The organism is Paenibacillus lycopersici (assembly GCF_010119935.1).
In the GTDB taxonomy this organism is placed as follows: Bacteria; Bacillota; Bacilli; order Paenibacillales; family Paenibacillaceae; genus Paenibacillus_Z; species Paenibacillus_Z lycopersici.
Map to the genome: position 1 here is coordinate 1,239,813 of NZ_CP048209.1, position 20,650 is coordinate 1,260,462.

General features: G+C 60.7%; 17 protein-coding genes. 12 read left to right on the forward strand and 5 right to left on the reverse strand.

The features are described 5' to 3' along the window. Positions 1-493: 493 nt before the first annotated feature. Positions 494-1,657, reverse strand: a complete 1,164-nt coding sequence (locus GXP70_RS05275) for an acyl-CoA dehydrogenase family protein (RefSeq protein ID WP_192043417.1) — start codon at positions 1,655-1,657, stop codon at positions 494-496. Positions 1,658-1,748: 91 nt separating this feature from the next. Between GXP70_RS05275 and GXP70_RS05280 the strand changes: the two genes are divergently transcribed. Together GXP70_RS05280 and ilvB are read left to right on the forward strand one after the other, a co-directional pair. Continuing rightward, a complete protein-coding gene (locus GXP70_RS05280) occupies positions 1,749-2,318 on the forward strand; it encodes a 5' nucleotidase, NT5C type (RefSeq protein ID WP_162355507.1) in 570 nt (189 codons plus the stop codon). An 851-nt stretch (positions 2,319-3,169) separates the two neighbouring features. Beyond that, on the forward strand, positions 3,170-4,900 hold the full coding sequence (ilvB, locus tag GXP70_RS05285) for a biosynthetic-type acetolactate synthase large subunit (RefSeq protein WP_162360301.1): 1,731 nt from the start codon (positions 3,170-3,172) through the stop codon (positions 4,898-4,900). A 498-nt stretch (positions 4,901-5,398) separates the two neighbouring features. On the opposite strand, the gene GXP70_RS05290 is transcribed toward ilvB, so the two are convergent. Together GXP70_RS05290 and GXP70_RS05295 are read right to left on the reverse strand one after the other, a co-directional pair. Beyond that, positions 5,399-6,379 carry an aldo/keto reductase gene (locus GXP70_RS05290; RefSeq protein WP_162355508.1) on the reverse strand — a complete coding sequence of 327 codons (981 nt, stop codon included), beginning with the start codon at positions 6,377-6,379 and terminating at the stop codon, positions 5,399-5,401. 254 nt (positions 6,380-6,633) lie between these two features. Then, positions 6,634-7,089: a MarR family winged helix-turn-helix transcriptional regulator gene (locus tag GXP70_RS05295; protein WP_162355509.1), complete on the reverse strand. Its 456-nt coding sequence runs from the start codon at positions 7,087-7,089 to the stop codon at positions 6,634-6,636. Positions 7,090-7,321: 232 nt separating this feature from the next. On the opposite strand from GXP70_RS05295, the gene GXP70_RS05300 reads away from it, so the two are divergent. From GXP70_RS05300 to GXP70_RS05315, 4 genes are read left to right on the forward strand one after another with little or no spacing between them, the layout of a single operon-like run. Continuing rightward, positions 7,322-8,686: a UDP-glucose dehydrogenase family protein gene (locus GXP70_RS05300; RefSeq protein WP_192043418.1), complete on the forward strand. Its 1,365-nt coding sequence runs from the start codon at positions 7,322-7,324 to the stop codon at positions 8,684-8,686. Then, positions 8,683-9,744 carry a GDP-mannose 4,6-dehydratase gene (locus tag GXP70_RS05305; RefSeq protein ID WP_162355510.1) on the forward strand — a complete coding sequence of 354 codons (1,062 nt, stop codon included), beginning with the start codon at positions 8,683-8,685 and terminating at the stop codon, positions 9,742-9,744. The genes GXP70_RS05300 and GXP70_RS05305 overlap by 4 nt, the downstream gene beginning before the upstream one ends. After that, positions 9,710-10,417, forward strand: a complete 708-nt coding sequence (locus GXP70_RS05310) for a glycosyltransferase family 2 protein (protein WP_162355511.1) — start codon at positions 9,710-9,712, stop codon at positions 10,415-10,417. The genes GXP70_RS05305 and GXP70_RS05310 overlap by 35 nt, the downstream gene beginning before the upstream one ends. A gap of 16 nt (positions 10,418-10,433) precedes the next feature. Continuing rightward, on the forward strand, positions 10,434-10,748 hold the full coding sequence (locus GXP70_RS05315) for a lipid-A-disaccharide synthase N-terminal domain-containing protein (RefSeq protein ID WP_225442670.1): 315 nt from the start codon (positions 10,434-10,436) through the stop codon (positions 10,746-10,748). A gap of 193 nt (positions 10,749-10,941) precedes the next feature. On the opposite strand, the gene GXP70_RS05320 is transcribed toward GXP70_RS05315, so the two are convergent. After that, positions 10,942-11,424 (reverse strand): hypothetical protein, encoded by a 483-nt coding sequence (locus GXP70_RS05320; protein WP_162355513.1) that lies wholly within the window; start codon positions 11,422-11,424, stop codon positions 10,942-10,944. Positions 11,425-11,653: 229 nt separating this feature from the next. Between GXP70_RS05320 and GXP70_RS05325 the strand changes: the two genes are divergently transcribed. From GXP70_RS05325 to GXP70_RS05340, 4 genes are all read left to right on the forward strand, one after another. Further along, positions 11,654-13,264 carry a gamma-glutamyltransferase family protein gene (locus tag GXP70_RS05325; RefSeq protein WP_162355514.1) on the forward strand — a complete coding sequence of 537 codons (1,611 nt, stop codon included), beginning with the start codon at positions 11,654-11,656 and terminating at the stop codon, positions 13,262-13,264. A 71-nt stretch (positions 13,265-13,335) separates the two neighbouring features. Beyond that, on the forward strand, positions 13,336-14,160 hold the full coding sequence (locus tag GXP70_RS05330; protein ID WP_162355515.1) for an AAC(3) family N-acetyltransferase: 825 nt from the start codon (positions 13,336-13,338) through the stop codon (positions 14,158-14,160). Positions 14,161-14,508: 348 nt separating this feature from the next. After that, positions 14,509-16,290, forward strand: a complete 1,782-nt coding sequence (locus GXP70_RS05335) for a sensor histidine kinase (RefSeq protein ID WP_162355516.1) — start codon at positions 14,509-14,511, stop codon at positions 16,288-16,290. Then, the gene (locus tag GXP70_RS05340; RefSeq protein ID WP_162355517.1) at positions 16,262-17,896 is read left to right on the forward strand and encodes a helix-turn-helix domain-containing protein; all 1,635 of its coding nucleotides are present in this window, start codon (positions 16,262-16,264) and stop codon (positions 17,894-17,896) included. The genes GXP70_RS05335 and GXP70_RS05340 overlap by 29 nt, the downstream gene beginning before the upstream one ends. A gap of 52 nt (positions 17,897-17,948) precedes the next feature. Here the strand turns inward: GXP70_RS05340 and GXP70_RS05345 are convergent, their stop codons facing one another. Then, positions 17,949-18,497 (reverse strand): hypothetical protein, encoded by a 549-nt coding sequence (locus GXP70_RS05345; RefSeq protein ID WP_162355518.1) that lies wholly within the window; start codon positions 18,495-18,497, stop codon positions 17,949-17,951. A gap of 235 nt (positions 18,498-18,732) precedes the next feature. Here GXP70_RS05345 and GXP70_RS05350 point away from each other — a divergent pair, with 235 nt between their 5' ends. Both GXP70_RS05350 and GXP70_RS05355 read left to right on the forward strand, forming a co-directional pair. Beyond that, complete coding sequence (locus tag GXP70_RS05350) at positions 18,733-19,683, forward strand: ABC transporter permease (protein WP_162360303.1); 951 nt, start codon at positions 18,733-18,735, stop codon at positions 19,681-19,683. A gap of 12 nt (positions 19,684-19,695) precedes the next feature. After that, complete coding sequence (locus GXP70_RS05355) at positions 19,696-20,580, forward strand: carbohydrate ABC transporter permease (RefSeq protein WP_162355519.1); 885 nt, start codon at positions 19,696-19,698, stop codon at positions 20,578-20,580. The last annotated feature ends 70 nt before the right edge of the window (positions 20,581-20,650 follow it).

The following is a 20,650-nucleotide window of genomic DNA, read 5'->3' on the forward strand; positions in this document are numbered from 1 at the left end:
TTGCTTGCGGAGGATCGGCGGACAGGAGATCCGTTAATATTCGCAATATGGCGAATTTAGGGGATGCTGCGGACAGGAGATCCTTTATTGGTCTCGAAAGCGCGCGGCAACAAGAGCTTTGGATATACATAACGGATCGTGTGTCCGTTTCACCGTGCGCTAAGGATGAAAATCGCGAAATAGCGGATCGTGTGTCCGAAGCCTCGTGCGATTGCGGGTCGGCTAGCATGTGAAGTCGGCCCCGGCGGCGTCCGCACCCGGGAACGCGAGCCAAGTAGCGGGCCGCGCTCTCGAGTGGCAGGCCGAGGCCTCGGCAGCAGTCCGCGCGCCAAGCAGCGGGCGCTCTCTCGGGTGGCAGGCCGAGGCCTCGGCGGCAATCCGCGCGCCTAGCAGCGTTCTGCGCTTCCGGGGGGCAGTCTAAAGCCCCGGCGGCAGACCGCCCCCCTAGGTGGAGGTCTGCCAACCGGGCCGAACTCCGTTGCTGCGGCTGTCCTTAAGACGGAGCGACCTCGCCGAGCGCGGCCGCGGCCAGCGTCTGGATGACCGAGCTGTCCATCGGCGGGTTGTGCAAGCCGGCACGAACGTCGCGGTAGTAGCGCTCCAGCGGGTTCGAACGCGACAGGCTGATGCCGCCGACGATGCGCATCGCCAGGTCGACGATCCGGATCGCGTTGTTCGTGACCGAGTATTTCGCGAGGCCGAGCTCCGACTTCATCGCGGTCCGTTCCGACGGCTCGTTGTCCCACCGTTCGGCCGCCGAATAGAGCAAGGTGCGGGCGGTGCGGAGCGCGATCTCCATTTCCCCGATCGTCTGCTGCACCGACGGAAGGGCGGCAATCGGCTTATCCAGGGAGTTGGGCCGATAGGAGCGGGCGAATGCCAAGGTATAGTCGCGCGCGGCAAGGGCAATCCCCATATAGCAAGCGGGGATATGCAGCAGCCAGCCGCCGCCGTCATCGATGCCTTTGCCGGTCAGCCGGCCGTCCGCCGCAGCGAAAGCGCCGTCCAGCACGACGTCGTGGCTGCCCGTCGCGCGCATCCCGATCGTGTCCCACGTCTCCACGATCGACACCCGGTCCGACCGATGAACGAGAAAATCGGCCGTGCAATCTTCTTCCGGGAGATAAGCGGACACGACGAAACGATCGAGAATCGGGGACAGCGTGCTGAACGTTTTGCGCCCCGTAATCCGCCATCCGCCGTCCGCGGCGACGGCGGTCGTCTCCGGGCGGCCGCCGCGGCTCGGGCTTCCGGATGCCGCTTCGCTGGCGAACGTGTTGATCATCGTGCCGTCCTTCACGATGGAGCGGCACAGCGTCTCGAACGTCTCCGCCGGCCACTTCCCGGTCGTGCGCAAATGCAGGATCTGGCCGATATGCCAGCCGACGGCTAGGGCGGTCGAGCCGTCTCCGTAAGCGAGACGTTCCTGCAGCAGAACCATCTCGTACAACGGGATCTCGTCGCCGCCGAACGCGCGGGGGACGGTCAGCTTCAAATAACCGGCTTCCTTCAGGTCGGCGAAATTATCGAACGGAAACGAGCCCTCCCGATCGTGCAGGGGCGCTCGCTCCGCGAATCGGGCTGCCAGCTGCTCGACGAGCGCGGCGCGCTTGCGTTCTTCATCGTTGCGGATAGGGCTGTCAATGAATCGTTTCATCATGGCTCACTCCTTCTTCTCGTATTATAGCAACCGAAGCGAGGGTCGCGCGAGCGATAGCGGGAACATATCGGAAAAAGGGGGAGATCGCTTGCATATCGGCATCGATCTGGACAATACGATCCTGGATGCGACGGCAGCGCATTTGCATTTTTACAACCTTGCGTCGGGGCGCGCGTTTACGCCGGCGGACGTGAATGATTTCTATCTCTATCGCATGTACGGATGGAACAAGGCGGAGCGCGAAGCGGTAGTCGCGCGATACGGGCATGACATTCATTGGAATTCGATCCCGTATCCGCTGGCGGCGGAGAATATCAGGGAGCTATACGGCAAACACCGGATTTCCGTGATCACGGCGAGGCCGCTTCAGTATAAGGACGTATCCGTGAATTGGCTGGAACGCTACGAGGTGCCGTATCACGAGATTTACTTCGTCGAAGACAAGCTCGGTACGTGCACGGAAGCGGAGGTGGACGTGCTCATCGACGACGGCCCGCATTACGCGGAGGCGTTCGCGCGCGCCCGCAGGCCGGTCATTCTCATCGACCAGCCCTATAATGGCGGCATCGAACGCGAGCACATCTACCGCGCCCGCGATTGGCAGGAGGTCAGGCAGCATCTGACCGATCTGGAGCGCCGTCTGCAAACTGCCGATTGAAATGCCGCGGACAGTGTGCTAAGATGAACCAAATTCAAAACGCGATGAAGAGAATAAAATGCAACCGGTCCTTATGTCCAGAGAGCGGAAGGAAAGCTGAAACTCCCGCCTTAAGCCGCTGCATGATGTCGTCTCGGAGCGGATGATCGAAAGCCGAGCCCGGAGGCTGGCGCAATGAAGCTCCCTGCCGGACGAATCGCGCGGCCGGTAGGTTCAAACGGAGTGGCACACGTTATCGTGCGGCAGGCAGGGCTTGACCTTGCCTCATGAGGCCGGCATCGCGAGATGACGGCAAATCAGGGTGGTACCGCGGAGATTAACCCCTTTCGTCCCTTGGCCAGACAGCTGCTGTCTGCGCCTGGGGACGAAAGGGGTTTTTGAGCTATACATCGTCCCGTATGAAACGTAATCGATAATGAAACGCGATGAAGAGAATAAAATGCAACCGGTCCTTATGCCCAGAGAGCGGGGGGAAAGCTGAAACGCCCGCCATAAGCCGCTGCATGATGTCGTCTCGGAGCGGATGACCGAAGGCCGAACCCGAAGGCTGGCGCGATGAAGCGTCTCGCCATACGAACGCGCGGCCGGTAGGCTCGAACGGAGTGGCACACGTTATCGTGCGGCAGGCAGGGCCCGGTCCCTGCCTCGTGAGGCCGTCATCGCAAGATGCCGGCGAACCAGGGTGGTACCGCGAAGCATAAACCCCTTTCGTCCCTGAGCCAGACAACGGCTGTTAGTCTGCGCTCCAGGAAGAGAGGGGTTATTTTATATTCGGGGAGGAACCACAGATGGAATCGAAAATGGAGCATAAGCAAGCAAGCATTGACGATGCATCGCATACTTCGCATGCGATGCATTCGCAAACCCGGCCGTCGCCGGAAGGAGAGGAATGGATGACGGGCGCGGAGGCGCTGCTGCGCTGCCTGCTTGCGGAGGGCGTCGACTGCGTTTTCGGTTATCCTGGCGGTAACGCGCTGTATATTTACGACGCGATGACCGGCAATCCGGCGTTCAAGCATTTGCTGACGCGGCATGAGCAGGGGGCCGTCCATGCGGCGGACGGTTATGCGAGGTCGACAGGGAAGACCGGCGTCTGTATCGCGACTTCCGGGCCGGGAGCGACCAACCTGGTTACGGGCATCGCGACGGCGTACATGGATTCCGTGCCGATGGTCGTCATTACCGCCAATGTGCCGACGACGGTCATGGGCACGGATGCGTTTCAAGAGGCGGATATCGTGAGCATCACGATGCCGATCACGAAGCATAGCTACTTCGTGCGCGATGTGCGCGACCTGCCGCGGATCGTCCGCGAAGCCTTCCTCGTCGCGGGCAGCGGCAGGAAAGGTCCGGTGCTGATCGATATTCCGAAGGATGTCTCGAACGACCGGCTGCTTTACCGTCCCGTGGAAGGGGAAATCCGGCTGCGCGGCTACGACGCTGCGCCGGCATGCGATCCGGCGGCCGTCGACGAGCTGCTCGAAGCCGTTGCGGAATCCGAACGGCCGGTCATCATTGCCGGAGGCGGCGCGGTGTACGCCGATGCCGCCCCAGAGCTGATGGCGTTCGCGGAACGGCACCGCGTTCCCGTGGCTACGACGCTGCTCGGCTTGGGCGGGTTCGCCAGCAGCCACGAGCTGTGGCTTGGCATGCCCGGCCATCACGGCGCCTACGCCGCCAACATGGCGATCCAGAACGCCGACCTGCTTATTTCGATCGGCTCGCGCTTCGACGACCGGGTCACGATGAAGCTGGACGGCTTCGCCCCGAAGGCGCGGCGGATCGCCCATATCGACATCGATCCGGCCGAGATCGGCAAGAATGTCCGGGCGGACATCGCATGCGTCGGCGATATTAAGGCGGTGCTGAAGCTTGCCCTTCAGCCGGCGAAGCCGTCGTTACCGCGTACAGCAGCGTGGCTTGCGGAACTACAGCGGTTTAGGAGCGCGCATCCGTTCCGCTATCAAGACTCCGAGACGGAGCTGAAGCCGCAGTTCGTCATCGAGATGATCCATGAGACGACGGCGGGGGAAGCGATCGTCACCACGGATGTCGGCCAGCACCAGATGTGGACCGCGCAGTTCTACAAGTTCAACCATCCGCGCTCGCTCATTACGTCGGGCGGAATGGGGACGATGGGCTTCGGGTTCCCGTCGGCGATCGGCGCGCAGCTCGGCAATCCGGACCGCCTCGTCGTCTCGATCAACGGCGACGGCGGCATGCAGATGTGCGCCCAGGAAATGGCGATTTGCGCCATTCATAACATTCCGGTCAAAATCGTCGTCATCAACAATCGCGTGCTCGGCATGGTCAAGCAGCAGCAGGAGCTGATGTACGAGCGGCGCTACAGCCAGATCGACCTTGCCGGGAGTCCGGATTTCGTCAAGCTGGCCGAGGCATACGGGATCAAAGGGCTGCGGGCCTCCACCAAGGCCGAAGCCCGGCGGATCTGGGAGGAAGCGCTGAATACGCCCGCGCCCGTGCTCGTCGAGTTCACGGTTCCGACAGACGAGAACGTATACCCGATGGTGCTCGGCGGCACGACGCTCGATCAGATGCTACTGGGCGATGTGGGGGAATAGGCAGATTGCCGGTCGAAAGGCCGGCGCAAGCGAGACGGCCACCGGTTCCCGGCGAGAAACTGCACATTACTGGGGGAGAAACCGGCTGCAATCGGCCGAAGTCGTGTACCGGATGATTCCGGGTGCCCTATTTCGTCGGTAATCCGCAGATTAGGAGCAAAGAGTTGTACCACGTACAATACATGCGGAGAAACAGGCTGCATCGGGGCGAGAAGTGCACGCAACATGTAGAATTATCGTCCGAACACGGAAAACGGCCTCCGATCAACGCGGAGGCCGCCTCTTGGTGTATCTTGCTTTAACGCTTACGAGATACTGGTTCCCGCTTCGCGGAAGCATCCCGGTTCCCGAGAAGTCCGCGCACAGCGAGCCCCGGTTCATAACCGGTCTGCATTTCCGAGCACCAGGTCCATAACCGGCCTGCATTCCCAAGCATCCAGGTCCGTAACCGCCCTTCATCCCTAAGCGGCTAAGCGGCGTCCCGGTCAGCGCCCGGGTTTACTGAAACCCAAGCACAGGATGCGGCACGTACAGCTCCTCCAGCTCGCGGATCTCGTCTGCGGTCAGCGCAAGCGACAGCGCCGCGGCCGCGTCGTCCAGATGGCCGGGCTTCGTCGCGCCGATGATCGGCGACGTGACGCCGGATTTGGTCAGCAGCCAGGCCAGCGCGACCTGGGCTTGCGGGACGCCGCGCTCGGCCGCGATGCGCCCCGTGCGTTCGACGATCGCGCGGTCCGACTCGATGGCGGACGTATACAGCGTCTTGCCGAACGCGTCGGTCTCCGACCGTTCGCTGGCCTCGTCCCAGCCGCGCGTCAACCGGCCGCGGGCCAGCGGGCTCCACGGGATGACGCCGACGCCGAGCTCCCGGCATAACGGGAGCATCTCCCGCTCTTCCTCGCGGTACAGCAGGTTCAAATGATTCTGCATGCTGACGAACTTCGTCCAACCATGCTTCTCCGCCGTGTACTGCGCCCTCAGGAATTGCCAGGCGTACATGGACGAAGCGCCGATATAGCGGGCTTTGCCCGACTTGACGACGTCGTGCAGCGCCTCCATCGTTTCTTCGATTGGCGTATGCGGGTCCCAGCGGTGAATTTGATAGAGATCGATGTAGTCCGTGCCGAGTCTTCGCAGGCTGTCGTCCACTTCGCTCATGATCGCTTTGCGCGACAGGCCGGCCCCGTTCGGGCCCGGCCGCATGCGGCCGTGTACCTTGGTCGCGATGACGACGTCCTCGCGGCGGGCAAAATCGTTCAGCGCGCGGCCGACGATCTCCTCGCTCGTGCCGTCCGAATAGACGTTGGCGGTATCGAAGAAATTGATGCCGAGCTCGAGCGCCTTGCGAATGAAAGGCCGGCTCCGCTCCTCGTCCAGCGTCCACGTATGCGATCCCCTTGCGGGAATGCCGTAGCTCATGCAGCCCAGACATAGTCTGGACACCTCCAGGCCGGTCTGGCCTAGGCGGATGTAGTCCATTGTCGATTCCTCCTCTGATTTCACGGTCGATTTGGGCGGACGGATTCTGCTCATCTCGCTGTCTGCGCTGGCTGTTGCCTCTATCGTAACGTTTTTTCGGTAGGATCACAATTGGGCCGTCGTCCGCAGGGCGGCCGGGCAGTCAGACAGCGGGCGGACGGGCTGCGGGCAGGCAAATCTGGCATTAACGAACAGCCGGACAGGCGCTTTCCGTGGAAAGCCCGTCCGGCTAATCGGCATATTCCCGAAGCAAGTCATGTTTCGCTTCGTTCGGGATTATGATAATAGTGAAAAGCCTTTGTTAGCAATTCGGCCAGCTTCTCGCTCTCCTCCACGCCGAGAAAGTCGACGAGACCTCCGAGCTTCTGCTTGATGAGGGCGTCGGCTTCCTTGGCGACCGCTTTTCCCTTCTCGGTCAAGGCGATGCCGACGGAGCGGCGGTCGTCGGGATCGACGGTTCGCTCGATCAGCTCCTCCTCGATCAGTTTCTTGATCAATTGCGTGACCGTCGGCGTCGTGACGAGCAGCCGCTTGCTGATATCCGAAATTCTCGGCTTGGGGCTTCCCGTCGCCTCGCATTCCATGATGCAGTAGAGGATGCGAATATCGCTGCGTGTCAGGCCGTGGAGCGGTTTTTGCCGCCATTCGGCTTTGGCGAAACGGGTAAGGGCTTCCTGCAGCCGCAGGATGGTTTCATGATTTTCTTTCATATATGCTCCTGTTCATTTGACAAAGTTTGAAATTCGTGGATGTCTCGTTCGTACCTTCGTCATGCCGTTTTTTATCTTGTACTTGAAATATACTACATGACTCATTATTATAAAAGTTAAGTTGGTAAACTAATTTTAATTTTTCGTTAACCTGCCGCTAACGTCTGTATGAACGCGACGCTTCAATGCAAGCGGAGCGCAGTCTACTACGGCATATATACGAGGTGGAGCAATGGTGAAGATTGGAATCATAGGTACGGGTTATGTCGGCTTGGTTCATGGCGCCGTCCTCTCCAGTTACGGCTTCGCGGTCACGTGCATGGACGTGGATGCCGAGAAGATCGGCCGTCTATCGGAAGGGCGGTCGCCGCTTTACGAGCCGGGCCTGGATGAGCTGCTGACCGGCGGCATCGACGCGGGAACGCTGTCCTTTACGACGAGCGCCGAGGAAGCGATTCAATCGAGCGACGTGATATTCATTGCGGTCGGCACGCCTTCCCGGGAGGACGGAAGCGCCGATCTCTCCTATGTCCGCGAAGCCACGCGCCAGATCGGCCTATACGCGAACGGCTACAAAGTGGTCGTGTGCAAATCGACGATGCCCGTAGGGACATGCCGCAGCATCGCCGGCGAGTTGAACCGCTCGTTGGAAGCGCGGCATGCGTCTTTCCGGATCGACGTGGCGTCGAACCCCGAGTTTCTGCGTCAAGGCAAGGCGGTCAGCGACTCGCTGTTCCCGCTGCGCGTGGTGATCGGTACCGAGAGCGACGAAGCGAAGCGCATGCTGCAGACGATCTACGAAGGGCATATTCGCCGGAAGGTTCCGTTCCTGTACACGAACCCGGAGACCGCGGAGATGATCAAGTACGCCTCGAATGCGTTTCTGGCCGTCAAAATATCATTCGTCAACGAGCTCGCGCTTCTGTCCGAGAAAGTCGGCGCGAACATCGAGGATATCGCGTTCGGCATGGGGCTGGACGACCGGATCTCGCCGCATTTCCTGCAGGCCGGCCCCGGCTACGGCGGAAGCTGCTTTCCGAAAGACACGCAGGCGCTCGTCGATGTCAGCCGAAAGCACGGCGAGGAGCTGTACATCGTACGCGCGGCCATCGCCGCCAACGAGAAGCAGAAGGCGAGGATGGTGGCCAAAATCAGCGGCGCGCTTTCGCCGGGCGGGATGCTCCATGGCAAAACAATCGCCGTATGGGGGCTATCCTTCAAACCCGAGACCGATGATATCCGCAATGCGCCGAGTTATGATATCATCGACGGACTGCTCGCCAAGGGGGCGGCCGTGAACGCGTACTGCCCGCAAGGCATGAAGCAGGCCAAGCGGTTATGGACGGACATTAACGGCGGGATCAACTACTGCGAGAGCGAGGCGGACAGCGCCCGGAACGCGGATGCGATCGTCATCGTGACGGAGTGGGAGCAGTTCAGGGCATGCGGCTGGGAGCGAATCGCCGCGAGCATGCGCGGCGGCTTCCTCTTCGACCTGCGCAATATGTTCGCGGAACAGGCCGGCGTTCGCCGGCTGTTCGATTACTATGCGGTCGGTTCGAACGAACCGGCATATACCCTGGAGGAAACCCTATGAGCACGTATTGCGTAACGGGGGGAGCGGGTTTTATCGGCTCCCATCTGTGCGAGCGGCTGCTGAAGCTGGGCCATCGCGTCGTTTGCATCGATAATTTTAACGGCTTGTACGACTACAAAATCAAGATTGCGAATATCCTGAATAGTACAGGAAAGGACGCGACTTTTCAATTCGACGGCCAAGAAGCCGATCTGCTTCATCTGCAGCAGGCCGTGAACGGGGACAATTACAGGCTCGCCGTCGCGGATATTCGTCATGCGGACGAGTTGGCGGCCGTCTTCGGAAGCGAGCGGATCGACGCGGTCATTCATCTGGCGGCGATGGCGGGCGTGCGTCCCTCCATCGCCGATCCGCTGCTATACGAGGACGTCAACGTAAGAGGAACGATGACGGTGCTCGAAGCGATGCGCAAGCACGGCGTTCGCAAATGGCTGTGCGCTTCGTCTTCTTCCGTCTACGGCAATCAGACGAAAGTGCCGTTCTCCGAGACGGACCGCGTCGACCGGAGCATCTCGCCCTATGCCGCCACGAAGAAAGCGTGCGAGGTGCTGGCCCATACGTATTATCATCTGCACGGCATCGATACGATGCTGCTGCGGTTTTTCACCGTATACGGCGAGCGGCAGCGGCCGGACCTTGCCATCCATAAATTCGTGGGCATGCTGGATCGGGGCGAACCTCTGACGATCTACGGCGACGGTTCGTCAAGGCGGGATTACACGTACGTCGGGGATATCGTCGACGGCATCGTCGGCGCGCTTGCTTACGTCGAGGCGAACGAATCGGTCTACGAGATCGTGAATCTCGGCACGAATCGGACGATCTCCCTGCTCGATCTTGTCAGGAGCGTCGAGGCGGAGCTCGGCAAGGAAGCGTCGATTCGCTGGATGCCGAACCAGCCGGGAGACGTGGAGCAGACGTATGCGGACATATCCAGGGCGAACGAGCTGTTCGGCTACGACCCGCAGTCCAATTTTGCCGAAGGATTGCACAGGTTCGTCAATTGGTATAGGGGGAGTTCACATGGTCAAGCTCTCGGTCATCGCGCCGATCTATAATGAAGAAGAGAATATTTTGCTGCTGCACGAAGCGATTACGAACGCGGTAAAGAACAAAGTAGAGAGCTACGAAATCGTGCTCGTCAACGACGGCAGCAGAGACCGCAGCGCCAGCATCCTGAACGATCTGGCGGAGCGGGACGCGGCGGTGAGGGTTATCCATTTCGTCCGGAACTGCGGACAGACCGCCGCCATCTACGCGGGCATGAAAGAGTCCAAGGGGGAGCTCGTCGCGCTTATCGACGCGGATTTGCAGACGGATCCGCGGGATATTTTCAAGCTGATGCCTTACATTCCGAACATGGATTTCGTCAACGGCAAGCGGGTCCGGCGGAAGGATACGCTCGTGAAGAAAGTGTCGTCGCGGATCGGCAACGGCGTCCGCAACTGGCTGACAGGGGACGAAATCTACGACACGGGCTGCCCGATGAAGCTGATGAAGCGCGAAGTGGCGGACAGCTATTATCTCTACGAGGGGATGCACCGCTTCCTGCCGACGCTGGCGAAGATCAACGGCTTCAAAGTGATCGAGATCGCCGTATCCCATCAAGAGCGGCAGCACGGCGTGTCCAAGTACGGGGTGTTCAATCGCGCATTCGTCGGCTTGATGGACGCGATCGTCATCGGCTGGCTGCGCAAACGGGTTATTCGCTACCAGATCCGAGGACAGTAAGATGTGGTGGCATTCGTTGTTAGGGAGTGCGTCGGCCGGCAACGTGGCATGGATCGTCTTCGGCTTCATCGGTCAGATCATGTTCACGATGCGATTCATCACGCAGTGGCTGGCAAGCGAGAAGGCGAAGCGGACCGTCGTGCCGCTGTCCTTCTGGATTTACAGCATACTGGGCAGCGTCGTGCTGTCGATCTACGCGATCTACCGCAGAGATCCGGTATTCATCCTCGGCCAGCTGCCGAGCGTCTTCATCTATCTGCGCAACATCTCGCTGGAGCGGAAAAACAACTTGAAAACAGCGGCGGGAGAGTATAAATCGATGGATTCTTAGGCGAATGGCGTGTTCCATGACGAAGGTCAGGGAACACGCCATTCGCCGGCATCGGAAGCATAAGCTAGGCGATTGGTTTGGATTCCCGGGAGGGAACACAGCATTCGCCGTTCGCCGTTATCGGCAGACAAAAAGTCAAAGTGCGGGAGCAGACGCTCCCGCACTTTGGCTTTTTTGCATGGGCTGTACGCGCTTAGGTCGTCCCGGCTGAAGCGATGCCGTTGAATACGGCAGGTCCGATGAGAATAAAATCGAAGAAGCCGTCCCTGGCGATAAACATCGTATACCGGATTTGTTGAGCCAGCACGTCGGCAGCAGGAGGGAAATCGGCTGCCGTAACGCTAATGGGGAACAACGTGCCGTATTGCCGAATATTGAACTGTTCGTTCAGGATCATAACGCCCGTTCCGGCGGTGCCGTCGCCTCCGCGTTCCACCGTGACGGATATAACGGTCGGCTCCGGCGGTAATTCGTTCGTTGGCTCCGTTCCAGGCGCGAAGTCGACGACGACCGTCCCGGTAAGCGATACGCGGACGTTCGACGTGTTAAGCGGATTGGCGGCCAGCACTTGAAGGCCGATATCGCCGACAAGCAGCGGAAGCGTGGACAACGGCGTCGTTCCGCCGAAATCGTCGCTATGAATCGAAATGCGGGAATCCAGAAACTGATTTGACATACAATCACCTCCTCTACTCTAGTAGCTTATGGGAGAATCGCGGCATTGGTACTAGTCGGGGGCGCATCTTTTGAACGGGCAGGTAAGCGCCCGATGAAGGAATCGCGCTGCCGGGCGGCGAAAAGGTTACGCATCTTGGTTACGCATGTTGCATGTAACCGGCTCCGCCGGCAATCGCAATCATGGAACGCAATGGAACGCATATGGAACGCGGAAGGGGAATTGGAACATGGGCTTCGATTTAACGCATTATCCGTATCCGTCGCGGAGAACGGCGGCCGTTGCGCGCAAAGGCATGGTCGCGACGTCGCAGCCGCTCGCCTCGCAGGCCGGGCTTCGCGTGCTGCAGCAAGGCGGCAACGCGATCGACGCCGCGATCGCGGCGGCCGCCTGCTTGACGGTCGTCGAGCCGACGGCGAACGGGATCGGCGGCGACGCATTCGCGATCGTCTGGCATCAAGGGAAGCTGCACGGCCTGAATGCCAGCGGCCGTTCGCCGATGGCGCTGACGCCGGACGCCGTGCGGAAGCGCGGCGCTGCATCCGCGATGCCGGCGGACGGCTGGCTGCCCGTGACCGTGCCGGGCGCGCCGTCCGCCTGGTCGGCGCTGTCCGGCCGGTTCGGCCGCCTGCCGTTCGAGGCGCTGCTCGAACCGGCCGTCCAATACGCCGGCGAAGGCTTCGCCTTATCGCCGGAGTTGGGACATGCATGGGCGAAGGCATACGGGAGCTGGAGCGCGAAAGCAAGCGATCCGCTGTTCGCGGAATGGTTCCGCGTGTTCGCGCCGGACGGCCGCGCGCCCCGGCCGGGCGAACTATGGCGCTCGCCGGATCATGCGCGGACGCTGGCGAAGATTGCGGCGACGAAAGGCGACGCTTTCTATCGAGGCGAGCTGGCCGAAGCCATCGACCGGTTCGCGCGCGATACCGGCGGCTTGATCCGCAAGGAAGACCTGGCGGCGCATCGGCCCGAATGGGTCGATCCGATCGCCGTGAATTACCGCGGCTATGAGATTTGGGAAATGCCGCCGAACGGCCAGGGGCTTGTGGCGCTTATGGCGCTGAACCTGTTGAACGGCATTCCGCTTAGCCATCGGGATACGATCGAGACGTGCCATGCGCAGATCGAGGCGCTGAAGCTGGCTTTCGCCGACGGCATGCAGCATATTACGGATCCGGCCATGATGCGGGCAAGCGTGGCGCATTTGTTGTCCGCCGATTATGCGGCGGCGCGCCGGGCGCTGATCGGCGAGCGGGCGGTCTTGCCGGCGCCGGGCCGGCTGCCGGGCGGCGGGACCGTGTACTTGGCGGCGGCGGACGGGGAAGGGAACATGGTTTCGTTCATCCAGAGCAACTACCGCGGCTTCGGCTCGGGGCTCGTCGTGCCCGGAACCGGCATCGGCCTGCAGAACAGAGGCGCATCCTTCTCGCTCGACCCGGCGCATGCCAACGTCGTTGCGCCCGGCAAGCGGCCGTACCATACGATCATTCCCGGCTTCATCACGAAGGACGGGGAAGCGGTCGGGCCGTTCGGCGTCATGGGGGCTTTCATGCAGCCGCAGGGCCATCTGCAAGTCATTGCCAATATGATCGATTTCGGCCTGAACCCGCAAGCGGCGCTCGACGCGCCGAGATGGCAGTGGCTCGAGGGCAACAAGGTCGCGGTGGAGACCGCTTTCCCGGATGCGCTGGCCAGACAGCTGGAGCAGCGGGGCCATCTTGTCCAGCCCGCGATGGAACGCCGTTCGTTCGGCTGCGGCCAAATCATCGTGCGGGAGCCGAACGGCGTGCTGATCGGCGGCACCGAGCCGCGGACGGACGGCTGTATCGCGGCCTGGTAGATTATCGCGGGTAAGGAAAGAAACAACGATTCACATCGAAAGTAAGGAAACGAAGGAAAGGAAGGATGCATATGTCCGAACAAGCGGCCATCGATCAATCGCAGCTGCCCAATACCGTCAGCAGTATCGTGCGTGATCTGCACGCGCTCGGCGTCCGGGAAGGCGACTGCCTGCTCGTCCATTCCTCCTTGTCCAGCCTGGGCTGGGTATGCGGCGGCCCGCAGGCCGTCGTGCAGGCGCTGCTGGAAGCGGTCGGGAGCGAAGGAACGATCGTCATGCCCGCGCATAGCGGCGATTGGAGCGATCCCGCCGAATGGGCCCACCCGCCCGTGCCGCAGGCGTGGCTAGAGACGATCTACCGCGAGATGCCCGCGTTCGACCCGCTTCTGACGCCGACCCGGGGCATGGGCCGGATCGCCGAGCTGTTCCGGACGCTCCCGGGCGCGCTTCGTTCGGGGCACCCGCAAGTGTCCTTCTCCGCGTACGGAAAGCATGCGGCGTCGATCGTCGCGGACCATGCGCTGACGCCGCAGCTCGGCATGCCCTCGCCGCTCGGCAAGCTGTACGGTATCGGGGGAACGAAAGTGCTGCTGCTCGGCGCCTTATACGATTCCTGCACCGCGTTTCACTTGGCCGAGGCGCTGATTCCCGGGATGCCCGTGAAGCGGATGGGAGCGGCCCTGTACGAAGAAGGCGCAAGGACATGGAAATGGTTCGAGGACTTCGCGTACGATTCCGAGGATTTCGTCCGGATCGGCGCGCGGCTCGACGAATGCGGCGAAGGCGAACGGCCGGCGCGCGGCCAAGTCGGCCAGGCGGACTGCAGGCTGTTCGGCTTGAAAGCCGGCGTCGACGCGGCGGGGGAGTGGCTGCGGGCGAACCGGAGCTTCGGCTAGCGGCCTGCGCGCAGCGCCGCAAAATAATCGAATCTACTTGTCTGGATGGAGCCGGCGGAGAATCGTTCTCTGCCGGCTTTCTCTATGGCGCGGGGTTGTCGGACGGTGATAGCGCGTTCTGCCGAGATGTCACAAAAGGAGCAGCCGGAAGTCACAAAAACGGCTTTGAAAGCGTTCTTGTTCACATATACTATAAGGATCGGCCGCATAGGCCGCAGGGAAATCCTACCGCCTGACAATGCCGAAGCCAAGCTGATAAAATAGGAGCGCATAGACACTCCGCACGACTCCGCGCCGCCGTAACGCGAGAAGAGAGGGGATCCCCGCGCGCAGGGGCAACGAAACCGCATGTCGACAACGAAAACGCTCGGTTCCCGGCTGGTGATCCTGTTCGCCGCCGTTACGGTTCCGCTGTTATTGATCCTCTATTTGGCCGGCAATTACGCCAAGGGCGTCGTCTTGACGCAGGTGGCGAATTCGTACCAGAACCTGGTCAACGCCAACCTCAACATGATCGACCGGAGCTTGGACGACATCACGCTGAACATGGTCGACATCGTCAATCACGACGATAATTTCCGGCTGTTCGAGCAGCCCGGCCTGTCGGGGTCGGATGCGTATTTCGCCCAGATGGAGCTCATCAAGCGCAACGATACCTACCAATCCTACTATCATACGGTCGACATGTTCTTCGTCTATTCCAAGACGAACGATCAGCTCGTGTCGACCAACCTGACCGGCGAGGCGGCAGCGTACTACGAGACGGTCCGGCAATGGCTGACGGATTCGTTCAGCTATGCGGATCGCCTGAAGAAAGCGATGTACAAATGGTCGGTCGTCCATATCGCGGACCAGTACTTCCTCTACCGCATCGTCAGCGACGACGACACGAACAGGGCGTATATCGGAGCGCTCATCAATATCAACAGCTTAAGGACGCCGCTCGGCAATCTCGATCTGCGCGAAGGCGGCGGCATCGTATTCACGGGCGACGACGGGACGGTGCTGTCCAACCCCGCGCCGCCGCTGGACGCGCTGAAGCAGCTGCCGGCGGAGAAGCTCAGCAAGAATCGCGCCTTCACCTACGCGAACGGGAAGACGAAGCTGCTCATCGTCAGCAGCCGTTCCCGCAACGTGGGCGTCCACACCGCGGTCGTCATCCCGAATTCCGAGCTGCTGCGCGGACTGAACGCCTTCCAGACGTTCACGTATTTGCTGCCGCTTATCGTGCTGGCGATTCTGATCGTCTACGGGTTTATTTTCCGCAGCCTGATCTTCACGCCGATCCGTCAATTGCTCAGCGCGATCCGCCGGATCAAGGAAGGAAACATGAGCACGCGGCTCCCGGCTTCCGGCACGGTCGAATTCAATATCATCAACCATACGTTCAACGGCATGGTCGAAGAAATCGTGGACCTCAAAATCGGCGTCTACGAGGAACGCCTGCGCGCGCAGAAGGCGCAGATGAAGCAGCTGCAGCTGCAGATCAATCCGCATTTCTTCCTGAACACGATGAACATCATGTTTCAGCTGATCGATTTGAAGCGGCATGAGCTGGCGAAGAAGACGATCCGCCATCTCGTGAACTACTTCCGGTTCATGATCGGGCTGAAGCGGGACACGATCACGTTGGAACAGGAAATGGAGCATATCCGCAACTACCTGGAGATCCAGAAAATGCGCTATCAGGAGTCGTTCCTCTATAGCATCGACATTCCCGAACGCTTGAAATCGCTGCAGCTGCCGTCGCTGTTCGTGCAGCCGTTCGTGGAGAACGCGATGATACACGGGATGAGCCTGCAGAACATGCCGTTCCGGCTTGAAATCGAAGCGTTCGCGGCAGGCGGGCCCGAAGAAGGAGTTCGGATCGAAGTGCGCGACAACGGCAAAGGCCTGACGCCGGAGCAACTGCAGGAGCTGAACGCGAGCCATTACACGCCGGAGTCGGAGGACGGGAGCATCGGCATCTGGAACGTGATGCAGCGGATGGCGATGCATTACGGAGACAAAGCCAAGCTCGCGTTCGAGGCCAATTCGCCGAGAGGAACCGTTGTTCGGCTGCAGCTGCCGGCATCATCCGCGGAAGAAGGGAAGGAACATCATGGTGAACATGCTGATCGTGGACGATGAGAAATTCGCCGCCGAAGGGATCCTGCACGGCCAGGACTGGGGGGCGCTCGGCATCGCGTCGGTGCGGATCGCGGGCAGCGCCGCCGAAGCAAGGGCGATGCTGCGGGATGGCCGCATCGATATTCTCGTGTGCGATATCGAAATGCCCGACGAAGACGGGCTGTCGCTGGTGCGCTGGGTCAAGGAACACTCCGCCCATACGGAGGCGGTCTTCCTGACCTGCCATAGCGAGTTTGCCTACGCGAAGGAAGCCTTCCAGCTGAAGAGCTTCGATTATTTGCTCAAGCCGGCGGACAGCGACGAGCTGGCGGGCGTCGTGGCGCAGATGGTCGCCGCCATTCAAGAGCGCGAGGAGCAGTCGCGCGTTACGAAGCTGTACGGGGAGTACCGCGAGCTGTGGAGCAGGCAGCAGCCGATGCTTGCCGAACGATTCTGGCAGGACCTGCTGTCGCGGCGGATGCTGTCGTTCGGCGATTTCCTGGAACGGGCGCTCAAGGATGCGCAGGTCGGACTGCTGCCCGGAGAGCGGGTGCTGCCGATATTGATCAGCGTCGAGGCATGGAAGCGTCAATTGTCGGAGCGGGAGCTCGACATGATGCAGTATGCGGTGAAGAAAGCCGCGGAGGAGCTGCTGCTGGCCGGACGGCGCGGGCATGTCGTCACGGACAAGGGCGGCGTGCCGTTCGTCATGGCGTACGCGGCGGAGACGGAGCCGGAAGCGCTCGGCGCGGACGCCTGGACGGCTGCAGGAAGCCGGTTCATCGCGGCGTGCGGCGATTACTTCTACTGCGAGGCGTCCTGCTATGTCGGCTATTGGGCGGATATCCACGATGCGCCGGAATGCTGCGACCGCTTGCGGGATATGGAGCGGAGCAATTTGACGAGCACGCATGCCGTGCATGTGTTCGAGCCGCCGGCCGTCGCTCGGGGCACGCAGTCCATAACCGGCGCGAATACGGCGGAAGCGCCGGAGACGGCGAGGCTGTCGGAGCTGCCGGGCTATATGCTGGGCGGGATGAGAGAGAAGGCCGTCTCGTACGTTCACCAGGCATGCGTCGCGCTGGAGAGCGCTCCGGTGCTGCAGCCGAAGCAGCTGGACATGTACTACCATGACCTGCTGCAGGCGATCTATCACTTCCTTGGGTTGAAGGGGCTGAGCATCCATCAGATCCCGAACGCGCAGGCATGGATTTCGATGCCGATCCGCAGTCTGGCGCAATACAAGCATTGGGCGGTCAATCTCGTATCCGCGGCGATGGACGCCGTACGGGAGGAGAACGAGTCCGGCGGCTTCGTTCAACAGGCGCTCGCGTTCATGAAAGCCCATGTCGAGGAGGATATTTCCCGCGAGGACGTCGCCGCGCACGTGAGCCTGAATCCCGCCTACTTGTCGCGGCTCTTCAAGAAGGAGACCGGCAAGAGCCTGATCGACTACCTCATCGAGATCAAAATGAACCGGGCCAAGCAGCTGCTCGACACGACGGGCATGACGGTCAGCATGATCGCGCAGCAGGTAGGCTACGCGAACTTCTCGCATTTCACGAAGACATTCCGGAAGCATTACGGCGTCAATCCCCAGGAGCACCGGAGCGGACGGGTGCAATAACGATCACGAACAAGGAGCAGCGGCCTTCGTCGGCCGCTGCTCCTTGCTTTGATTATTGGCCCAGCTCCGCCTGCCACGCGCCATGCAGGGCGTCGAACTTGGCGAAGATGCCGGCTTGATCCTTGATATTCCCTGTGTAGAGATCCTTCACCTGCGAGACGATCCGGTTCAACTGCAGCAGCTTCGCCTTGTCCCCGGCGGTGAGCGGCGCCGATTTCCTCAGCGCGTCGGCATAGCCGTTCTGCCAATCGAGATACCAGAAGAAAATATCGTTCATCGTCACCGCGTCCTGCGAATTGCGGATGCCCTGGTAATCCTGCAGCGTCCGGTTGGCATCCGTTAACGCCTGCTGCGTCAAGGCCAGCCACATGGACAAGCTTCGCTTCGTATCCGGATCGTCCCACTTGCCGTGCTTGCCGATATCCGCGATCGTCTGCGCCGAGGTGTTCAAGTAATAAGCCGCGATCGACGAGGAGCGGGCCAGGTGATCGGCCCTTGCCTCCCGCTCTTGATGCAGCTTCCAGCTCTGCCAGCCGGCGAAGCCGGCGGCGGCCGCCAAGAGAACGAGCAGCAGCCGATTGAAGCGGGTCATCTTCATCAATGCGATCAAACTCCCATCCTTGTATTCAAGCTTGTATAGACGCCGGGCCGACGGCAATAGTTTCGGCCGAGGCTCGTACCAATTATTGGGGGGGGGGTGTCGAGAGCGGCAAGCGAGTCACAAAACGACTAGCCGCAGGTGACAAAAACGGCGGTTCGCTCCCCCGGCAGCGGTTATCATTAGGTCATCAAGCAACAGGAGGTGTCCCCCCTTGGCGATCGGCAAGCAAGCGGTTATGGCAGTGGAGAGGAACCGGGGGAGCAAGGCCGGGCGGCAGCGGCTGCGGAAGCTGTGGAAATACAGGGCGCTCTGGATTCTCGCGCTTCCGGGTATGCTGCTGCTGCTCGTGAACAACTATTTGCCCATGTTCGGCATCTTTCTGGCGTTCAAGGACTTGAACTTCGCGAAGGGCATCTGGGGCAGCGCCTGGAACGGTCTCGACAATTTCAAGTTCATGTTCACCACGAACGATATTTGGTACACGATCGGCCATACGATCGGTTACAATCTGGCGTTCCTGGTCATCAACACGGTGCTGTCCGTGCTCGTCGCGCTGCTGCTGAACGAGGTTAAGAACCGGGCGATGTCCAAGTTCTATCAGAGCACGATGCTGCTGCCGCATTTTATCTCGATGGTCGTGGTGGCGTACCTGGTGTTCGGCTTCCTGAACCCGGATCTCGGCTTCATTAACAAGTCCATCCTGGAGCCGCTCGGGCGCGAAGGCGTCTCGTGGTACATGGAACCGCAGTATTGGCCGTCTATTCTGACCGTCGTGAACGTCTGGAAGTCGGTCGGCTTCGGCTCCATCATCTACCTGGCGACGATCGTCGGCATCGACAAGGAATTTTACGAGGCCGCCATGCTCGACGGGGCCGGCAAATGGAAGCAGATGACGAAGATTACGCTGCCGTTCCTCATTCCGGTCATCATTATCCTGACGCTGCTCGCGATCGGCCGCATTTTCAGCGCCGACTTCGGCTTGTTCTATCAGGTGACGATGAACTCGGGGATGCTCAAGAGCACGACGGAAGTCATCGACACGTACGTCTACAACGCGCTGCTCGTCTCCGGCGACACGAACCTCGCTTCGGCGGCCGGCCTGCTGCAATCCGTCGTCGGGTTCGTTCTGATCGTGTCCGTCAACTGGATCGTCAAGCAAATCAGCAGCGACAAAGGCTTATTCTAGGAGGTGCGCGCTATGCCGGAACATAACCGGACCCATCCGTTCATCACGATTGTATTCATAGCGGGCAGCCTGGCCTGTCTCATTCCGTTCTGGCTCATCCTGATGGTTTCGCTGTCGGGACAGAACGCGCTGGCGAAGTACGGCTACAGCTTCTGGCCGAGGCAGTTCGATCTGGTGGCGTACCGTTTCCTCGCCCGCGACGCGGAGCCGATTCTGCGCTCCTTCGGCGTATCGATCGCCGTCACGGTCATCGGCACGGCGCTCAGCCTGTTCATTACTTCGGCGCTGGCGTATTCGCTGTCGCGGCAGGACTTCCCGTACCGCGGCGCCGTCAGCTTGTTCGTGCTCGTAACGATGCTCTTCGGCGGCGGGCTGCTGCCCTGGTACCTGGTCTACACGAAGTTTCTGCATGTGCAGAATACGCTGCTCGCCTTGATCGTGCCCGGCCTGCTCGGCGCGTTCAACGTCTTCATCATGCGGACGTACTTCACGACCAGCATCCCGCCGTCGCTGATCGATTCCGCGCAGATCGACGGCGCGAGCGAGTACCGCACCTACTTCAACGTCATTCTTCCGCTGTCGCTCCCGGTGCTGGCCACGATCGGGCTGTTCACCATCGTCAACTATTGGAACGATTGGTTTACGAGCCTCGTGTTCATCAGCAGCGACAAGCTGTACAACCTGCAGTATTTCTTGTACAACACCTTAATGAACGCCCAGTACCTGCAGTCGGTTGCGGACAAAGCGCATATCGACGTCTCGTCCATGCAGGTGCAGCCGCTCGAGGAGCTTCGAATGGCGATGGCCGTCATCGCGGTCGTGCCGGTGGCGCTGGTGTTCCCGTTCCTGCAGAAGTATTTCGTCAAGGGCCTGACGATCGGCGCGGTAAAAGGCTAGTGCTGCGCGGCCGTTTCCGGTTTGCTCCGCAACGAAACTACCCGCGCTGCCTGCGACGGCGACAGCCGAA